The sequence below is a fragment of the Inquilinus sp. genome (assembly GCF_057815775.1).
The window spans coordinates 1-7,742 of record NZ_JBYRFX010001138.1; the positions used below are offsets into that span (position 1 = coordinate 1).

Genomic DNA, 7,742 nt, shown 5'->3' on the forward strand with positions numbered 1-7,742 from the left:
GCTACCTGCCCGACGACGCGATCCTGTGCAATGGCGCGGGCAACTACGCGACCTGGGTGCATCGTTTCCATCGCTTCACCAAATTCGCGACGCAGCTTGCGCCGACCTGCGGCTCGATGGGCTATGGCGTTCCGGCCGCGATCGGGGCCAAACGACTGTTCCCCGAGCGCACCGTCGTCGCCTTTGCCGGCGACGGCTGCTTCCTGATGAACGGGCAGGAGCTGGCGACCGCGGTGCAGTACGACGCCGCCGTGGTGTTCCTGGTGATCGACAACGGCATGTACGGCACCATCCGCATGCATCAGGAGCGGGAATACCCGGCCCGGATCAGCGGCACCGACCTGAAGAACCCGAACTTCGCCCAGCTGGCCGAAGCCTATGGCGCCCATGCCGAGACGGTGCTGCGGACCGAGGAGTTCGCGCCGGCCTTCGAACGCGCGGTCGCGGCGGGCAAGCCGGCCCTGATCTGGATCAAGCTCGACCCCGAGGCGATCACGCCGCGGCTGAGCATGAGCCAGATCCGCGCGGCGGCGCAGCAGGCCAAGGGCTGAGCCCTCAGCCCGCCTCCAGCATCTTCAGGAAGGCCTCGACCGCCCGGCTGCGGTAGTGCTCGGGGTGGCGCAGGATGCGGAAGCGGCGGGCCGGGAACGGTGGCTCCAGCCGCAACAGCGTGCCGAAGCGCAGGCCCGATTCGACGGCGAGGCTGGACAGCACCCCGGCCCCCGCCCCGGCCTCGATCGCCGCCCGCACCGCCTCGTTGCTGGACAGCTCCAGCGCCACCGGCAGCGCCGCGAGATCGACCCCGAGCCGCCCCAGCGCCGCCTCGAACACCTGCCGGGTGCCGGAGCCGCGCTCGCGCAGCACCCAGGCGCTTTCGGCGAAGCGGGCCGGCGCGATCATCCGCTCCCCGGCCCAGGGATGGCTGGCGCCGACGACCATGACCAGGCGGTCGCCCGGCACGCTGGAATGCTCGAACCCCTCAATGTCGAGATCGCCCTCGACGAAGCCGAGATCGGCCCGCCCCTCCGTCACCGCCTCGGCCACCTGGGTGGTGTTGCCGATGGTGAGGTCGAGCTGCAGCCCGGGATGCTGGGTGCGGAACCGGTGCATCAACGGCGGCAGCCAGTAATTGGCGATGGTCTGGCTGGCGTGCAGCGCCAGGAAGCCGCGGCGCATGCCCGAGAGGTCATCGAGCGCACGTTCGGCCAGGGCGGCCCGGGCCAGCACGCCCCGTGCCTCGGGCAGGAAGGCGGTGCCGGCATCGGTCAGGACGATGCGGCGGCCGACGCGGTGGAACAGCTTGGTGGCGTGGCGTGCCTCCAGCGCCTGGATCGCGGCGCTGGCGGCGGACTGGGTCAGGTTCAACGCCTGTGCCGCCCGGGTGACGTGGAGATGCTCCGCCACCGCCACGAAGATGCGGAGCTGTTCCAGGGTCATGACGCGACTCGGCGGACGGGGCCGGTGGCGGCAACAAGCGGCATGGCAACCTCCGGCGGCGACCCTAGCGCCCTTGGAACGATCGATCGAGCGACTAATAGACGCAAGTTCGATCGATTTTCCTGATGACAGGTCGGAATATGACAGATCGACTCCGAGTCGGCCTAAAAGCCGCATCGCCATCGCGGCCCAGCAGGCATACCCTGTTATCATCGACTGATGCGCATCGCTCAAAGGGAGGATGTGCCAAGACCTCGATCGACGAGGCACCCGGTCCAAATTATATTTAATGCAGTAGTATTATCCACGAGCTTCAGGCCTATATTAATATCTAGAGCGAGCGGTGGAGACGGGGCAGTGCCAGATACTGGACCTTGCCAAATCCCAGATCGCGGAGGCCCAGCCGGGCCTGCGGCCAGGACAGGCGGGTCCGTGACGGATCACCCACCCCAATCCCGCCGCGATTGCCGAGGTATGATCGGCCAAGAACAAGCGCCCAAAAGCTGCAGATGGTGAGTTTCGGTCCTCCAACTTTGGCGGGTGGCAATGGCACCGACTGACGACCTCTTCACCAGCTATTCGAAGTCCTACGAGGCCCGCCGGCCGGCGGAGATGACCCTCGAGGAATACCTCAAGGGTTGCCGTAGCGATCCGATGATGTATGCGAGCGCGGCGGAACGGCTGCTGGCCGCGATCGGCCAGCCCGAGATCGTCGACACCGCCCGCGATGCGCGGCTGGGCCGCATCTTCATGAACCGGACGATCCGGACCTACCCGGCCTTCTCCGAGTTCTACGGCATGGAGGAGACGATCGAGCGGATCGTCAGCTTCCTGCTGCACGCTGCCCAGGGGCTGGAGGAGCGCAAGCAGATCCTCTACCTGCTCGGCCCGGTCGGCGGCGGCAAATCCTCGCTGGCCGAACGGCTGAAGGCGCTGATGGAGACCCATCCGATCTATGCGCTGAAGGCCGGCGACGACATCAGCCCGATCTTCGAAAGCCCGCTGGGCCTGTTCAACCCGGACCAGATGGGCGCCGAGATCGAGGAGCGGTACGGCGTCCCGCGTCGGCGCCTGACCGGGCTGGTCAGCCCGTGGTGCCTGAAGCGGCTGGACGAATTCGGCGGCGACATCTCGCGCTTCAGGGTGGTGCGGCTGCAGCCGTCGCGCCTGCGCCAGATCGCCATCGCCAAGACCGAGCCGGGCGACGAGAACAACCAGGACATCTCGTCCCTGGTCGGCAAGGTCGACATCCGCAGCCTGGAGACGCTGGCCCAGCACGACCCCGACGCCTACAGCTATTCCGGCGGCCTGAACCGGGCCAACCAGGGCATGCTCGAATTCGTCGAGATGTTCAAGGCGCCGATCAAGATGCTGCATCCCCTGCTGACGGCGACGCAGGAGGGCAACTATGTTGGCACCGAGAACATCGGCGCCCTGCCCTTCACCGGCATCATCATGGCCCATTCCAACGAATCGGAGTGGCAGGGTTTCAAGAACAACAAGAACAACGAAGCCTTCATCGACCGGATCTACGTCATCAAGGTGCCCTACTGCCTGCGGGTGACCGAGGAGCAGAAGATCTACGACAAGCTGATCCGCGGTTCGAAGCTGGCGGATTCGCCCTGCGCGCCGGGCACGCTGGAGATGCTGGCCCGGTTCTCGGTGCTGTCGCGATTGCACGAGCACGAGAACTCCAACCTGTACTCCAAGGTCCGGGTCTATGACGGCGAGAGCCTGCGCGAGGTCGACCCCCGCGCGCGCAGCCTGCAGGAATACAAGGACGCCGCCGGGGTCGACGAGGGCATGGACGGCGTCTCGACCCGCTTCGCCTTCAAGGCGCTGGCGGCGACCTACAACCACGACACGATCGAGGTCGCAGCCGACCCGGTCCACCTGATGTATGTGGTCGAGCAGATGGTGCGGCGCGAACAGCTGCCGGCCGAAACCGAGAAGCGCTACCTGGAGTTCCTGAAGGCCGAGCTGGCGCCGCGCTACGCCGAATATATCGGCCACGAGATCCAGAAGGCCTATCTGGAATCGTATCACGATTACGGCCAGAACCTGTTCGATCGCTATGTCGACTATGCCGATGCCTGGATCGAAGACCAGGACTTCAAGGATTCCGATACCGGCCAGCTGTTCAACCGCGACCTGTTGAACCAGGAACTGACCAAGATCGAAAAGCCGGCCGGCATCGCCAATCCCAAGGATTTCCGCAACGAGGTCGTGAAATTCGCCCTGCGCTCCCGCGCCGGGAACGAGGGCCGCAACCCCTCCTGGACCAGCTACGAGAAGATCCGCGACGTGATCGAGCGGCGGATGTTCAGCCAGGTCGAGGAACTGCTGCCGGTGATCAGCTTCGGCTCGAAGAAGGACGGCGATACCGAGAAGAAGCATGAGGAATTCGTCGAGCGCATGGAGTCGCGCGGCTACACCGAACGGCAGGTCCGTCGCCTGGTCGAATGGTACATGAGGGTGAAGCAGGCAGGCTGAAGGAGGTCGGAAACCACCCGAGATGCCCATGCACATCATCGACCGGCGGCTCAATCCGGGGGGAAAGAGCCTCGTCAACCGCCAGCGCTTCCTGCGGCGGGCCAAGGCCCTGGTCCAGCGCGCGGTCCGCGACAATTCGCGGGAGCGCAGCATCAAGGATCTGGAACAGGGCGGCGAGGTCTCGATCCCGGTCACCGGTGTGAACGAGCCGCGGCTGCACCGCTCCAGCTCCGGCGGCGCGCGTGACCATATCCTGCCCGGCAACAAGGAGTTCGTCGAAGGCGACACCATCGCGCGGCCGAAGCGCGGCGGCGGTGGTGGCGGAAGCGAGGGCGCCCCGGATGGCGACGGGCAGGACGAGTTCCGCTTCGTGCTGACGCAGGAGGAGTATCTCGAGCTCTTCCTCGAAGACCTGGAGCTGCCCGACCTGGCCAAGCGCAAGCTGGTCGCGGCGGAGAGCGTGGGCTGGCGCCGTGCCGGCTATTCCACCAGCGGCTCCCCCGCCTCCCTGTCCGTGAACCGCACGATGCAGCGGGCGATGTCCCGCCGCCTCGCCCTGCGGCGTCCGAAATCGGGCGAGATCCGCGACATCGAGGCGGAGATCGCGGCGCTGGAAGCCGAGGCGGAGGCCGACCCCGACAAGATCGAGCTGTTGCAGGCGCAGCTGGACCATCTGCTGCTGCGCAGCCGGCGCATCCCCTATATCGACCCGGTCGACCTGCGCTATCGCCGGCTGGAGGCGGTGCCGAGGCCGGTGGCCCAGGCGGTGATGTTCTGCCTGATGGACGTCTCCGGCTCGATGACCGAGCACATGAAGGACCTGGCGAAGCGGTTCTTCGCGCTGCTGCACCTGTTTCTCAAGCGCCGCTACAAGCACGTCGAGATCGTATTCATCCGCCACACCCACCAGGCCGAAGAGGTGGATGAGGACACGTTCTTCTACTCGACCGAAAGCGGCGGCACCGTTGTGTCGACGGCGCTGGAGGAGATGGCCACCATCGTCGCCCAGCGCTACCGGCCGGAAGATTGGAACATCTATGCCGCCCAGGCCTCGGACGGCGACAACCTGTCGAGCGACAGCGCCAAATCCGCGACGCTGCTGAGCGAGACGATCCTGCCGCTGTGCCAGTATTTCGCCTATCTCGAAGTCGGCCGCGACGAAGACCCGATGTCGTCAGGCACCGTGCCGCGGCAGACCGACCTGTGGCAGACCTATGACCGGGTGCGCAAGGCCGACGCCCCCTTCGCCATGCGGAAGGTCTGGCACCGCCGCGACATCTATCCCGTGTTCCGCGAGCTGTTCCAGCGCCGCGAAGCGGGTGTGGGAGCCGAATGATGAGCGACACCGCGCTGCTCTATCCCGGCACCGACTGGGATTTCGGCACGATCCAGCGGATCTACGACCGGGTCGAGAAGGTCGGGCTGAAGGAGCTGAAGCTCGACACCTATCCCAACCAGATCGAGGTGATCACCGCCGAGCAGATGCTCGACGCCTATTCCTCGATCGGCATGCCGCTGTTCTACAAGCACTGGTCCTTCGGCAAGCAGTTCGCCCAGAACGAGGTGATGTACCGCAAGGGGCTGCGCGGCCTGGCCTATGAGCTGGTGATCAATTCCAGCCCCTGCATCAGCTACATCATGGAAGAGAACACGGCGACACTGCAGACGCTGGTGATCGCCCATGCCGCCTTCGGCCACAACACCTTCTTCAAGACCAACTACCTGTTCAAGCAGTGGACGGATGCCGACGGCATCCTCGACTATCTCGACTTCGCCAAGACCTATATCGCGCAATGCGAGGAGCGCTACGGCCAGACGGCGGTCGAGCAGCTGCTGGACGCCGCCCACGCGCTGATGAGCCATGGCGTGCACCGCTATCCCCGGCCGCGGCGGCCGGACCTGAAGACCGAGGAGCGCCGCGCCAAGGACCGGCTGCAGCACCAGGAACAGGTCTTCAACGACCTGTGGCGCACCCTGCCGAACGCGCCGGCCAAGGCCCAGGCCAACCTGACGGAGGACCGGCGGCGGGCGCTGCTGGAGCTGCCGCAGGAAAACATCCTGTATTTCCTGGAGAAATCGGCGCCGCGACTGCAGCCCTGGCAGCGCGAGTTGCTGCGCATCGTCCGGCTGGTCGCGCAGTATTTCTACCCGCAGTCGCAGACCAAGGTGATGAACGAGGGCTGCGCCTGCTGGGTCCACTACAAGATCATGACCACGCTGCACGAGCAGGGGGCGCTGAACGACGGCGCGTTCCTGGAGTTCCTGCAGTCGCACACCAACGTCGTGTACCAGCCGGAATTCAACGAGCCGCACTACAACGGCATCAACCCTTACGCGCTCGGCCTGGGCATGATGCAGGACATCGAGCGGATCGTGGTCGACCCGACCGACGAGGACCGGGAGTGGTTCCCCGACATCGCCGGGCGCGGCGACGCCACCGCGGTGCTGCAGGACATCTGGGCGAATTACCGGGACGAGAGCTTCGTGTCCCAGTTCCTCAGCCCGCGGCTGATCCGGCAGTGGCGGATGTTCCACCTGCTCGACGATTCCGGGAAGCCGGACCTGAAGGTCGACGCCATCCATGATGAGGCCGGCTACCGCCGCATCCGCCGCGCGCTGGCCCGGCACTACGACGTCGCCTGGGTCGACCCCGACATCCAGGTGGTCGATGTCGACCTGGCCGGCGACCGCCGCCTGGTGGTGCAGCACAGCGTCCTGAACGGCATCCTGCTGGCCGAGGGCGACGCCCGGCAGGTGCTGCAGCACATGGCCGACCTGTGGGGCTACGACGTGCTGCTGAAAGAGGTCGACCCGGCCACCAACGCCGTGCTGAAGGAACACGCCGCCAGCGCCCGGGCGACGTTCTTCTGAGGCGGAGGCCCGCCTTATGCGTTGCCTCTCCCGCCTGGCGGGAGAGGTCGGGCTCGCGCAGCGAGATCGGGTGAGGGTTGGTCCCGGCCTCGACGAAGAACCCTCACCCGGAGCCGCTTCGCGTCTCCGACCTCTCCCGCAAGCGGGAGAGGCTACGCAGCAATCTCGATCCTTACCCCTACCCCGCCGGCGTTGCCGGCTTGGCCAGGTCCAGGGCATGCTGGGCCACCGCCCCCGCCGCGGCGCCGCCATTGCCGCCCGCCACCGTCACGGTCGGGAAGGCGAAGGCGATGCCATTGGCGTCGAACGCCTTCTTGATCATCGCCAGCGCCTTGCGGCGGATCACGAACTGTTCGCCCGGCTTGGTCATCATCTTCAGCCGGATCTGGATGGCGAAGTCGCCGAGCTGGTCCACCCCCTGCATCTTCAGGGTCTCCAGGATGTGCGGCGCGAACAGCGGGTCGGCCTGCAGGGCCTGGCCGATCTCCTTGACGATCGGCTTGATCTTGTCGAGGTCGGTGTCATAGGTGACGCTGATCGTCATCTTGTCGATCACCCAGTCGCGCGAATAGTTGGTGATCTTGTCCAGCGAGCCGAACGGGATGGTGTGCAGCGCGCCGCGCTGGTGCCGCAGCTTCAGCGACCGCAGCGAGAAGCCCTCCACCGTGCCGCGGATGCTGCCGCTTTCGATGTATTCGCCGATGCGGAAGGCGTCGTCGAACAGGAAGAACATGCCGGAGATGATGTCCTTGACCAGGGTCTGGGCGCCGAAGCCGACGGCGAGCCCGACCACCCCGGCGCCGGCGACCAGCGGCCCGATCTCGACTCCCAGCGCCGCCAGGGCGATCAGCCCGGCCATGACAGCCAGCACCACGAACAGCACGTTCTTCAGGATCGGCAGCAGCGTCCGCAGCCGGGCGTGGCGCCGGGCCTGGTCGGTG

Annotated in this window: 6 protein-coding genes; 4 read left to right on the plus strand and 2 right to left on the minus strand. The window is 66.2% G+C overall.

What is annotated here, in order from left to right:
- A partial coding sequence (locus AC3XYG_RS40455) for a thiamine pyrophosphate-dependent enzyme (protein ID WP_489145574.1) occupies positions 1 to 551 on the plus strand: 551 nt, incomplete at its 5' end.
- Between the two features lie 4 nt (positions 552 to 555).
- Here AC3XYG_RS40455 and AC3XYG_RS40460 read toward each other — a convergent pair.
- Positions 556 to 1,437, minus strand: a complete 882-nt coding sequence (locus AC3XYG_RS40460) for a LysR family transcriptional regulator (protein WP_489145575.1) — start codon at positions 1,435 to 1,437, stop codon at positions 556 to 558.
- 546 nt (positions 1,438 to 1,983) lie between these two features.
- On the opposite strand from AC3XYG_RS40460, the gene AC3XYG_RS40465 reads away from it, so the two are divergent.
- The 3 genes from AC3XYG_RS40465 to AC3XYG_RS40475 are packed head-to-tail and all read left to right on the plus strand — an operon-like array spanning position 1,984 to position 6,801.
- Positions 1,984 to 3,930 (plus strand): PrkA family serine protein kinase, encoded by a 1,947-nt coding sequence (locus AC3XYG_RS40465; RefSeq protein ID WP_489145576.1) that lies wholly within the window; start codon positions 1,984 to 1,986, stop codon positions 3,928 to 3,930.
- 28 nt (positions 3,931 to 3,958) lie between these two features.
- Positions 3,959 to 5,266 carry a YeaH/YhbH family protein gene (locus AC3XYG_RS40470; RefSeq protein ID WP_489145579.1) on the plus strand — a complete coding sequence of 436 codons (1,308 nt, stop codon included), beginning with the start codon at positions 3,959 to 3,961 and terminating at the stop codon, positions 5,264 to 5,266.
- On the plus strand, positions 5,263 to 6,801 hold the full coding sequence (locus AC3XYG_RS40475; protein ID WP_489145577.1) for a SpoVR family protein: 1,539 nt from the start codon (positions 5,263 to 5,265) through the stop codon (positions 6,799 to 6,801). The genes AC3XYG_RS40470 and AC3XYG_RS40475 overlap by 4 nt, the downstream gene beginning before the upstream one ends.
- Positions 6,802 to 6,979: 178 nt before the next feature.
- On the opposite strand, the gene AC3XYG_RS40480 is transcribed toward AC3XYG_RS40475, so the two are convergent.
- The coding region (locus tag AC3XYG_RS40480; RefSeq protein ID WP_489145578.1) for a mechanosensitive ion channel family protein at positions 6,980 to 7,742 on the minus strand (763 nt) is incomplete at its 5' end.

Bases quoted from the DNA above. Each gene is read 5' to 3' on its own strand.
- AC3XYG_RS40460 (WP_489145575.1), bottom strand. From the start codon at position 1,437: ATGACCCTGGAACAGCTCCGCATCTTCGTGGCGGTGGCGGAGCATCTC.
- AC3XYG_RS40465 (WP_489145576.1), top strand. From the start codon at position 1,984: ATGGCACCGACTGACGACCTCTTCACCAGCTATTCGAAGTCCTACGAG.
- AC3XYG_RS40470 (WP_489145579.1), top strand. From the start codon at position 3,959: ATGCACATCATCGACCGGCGGCTCAATCCGGGGGGAAAGAGCCTCGTC.
- AC3XYG_RS40475 (WP_489145577.1), top strand. From the start codon at position 5,263: ATGATGAGCGACACCGCGCTGCTCTATCCCGGCACCGACTGGGATTTC.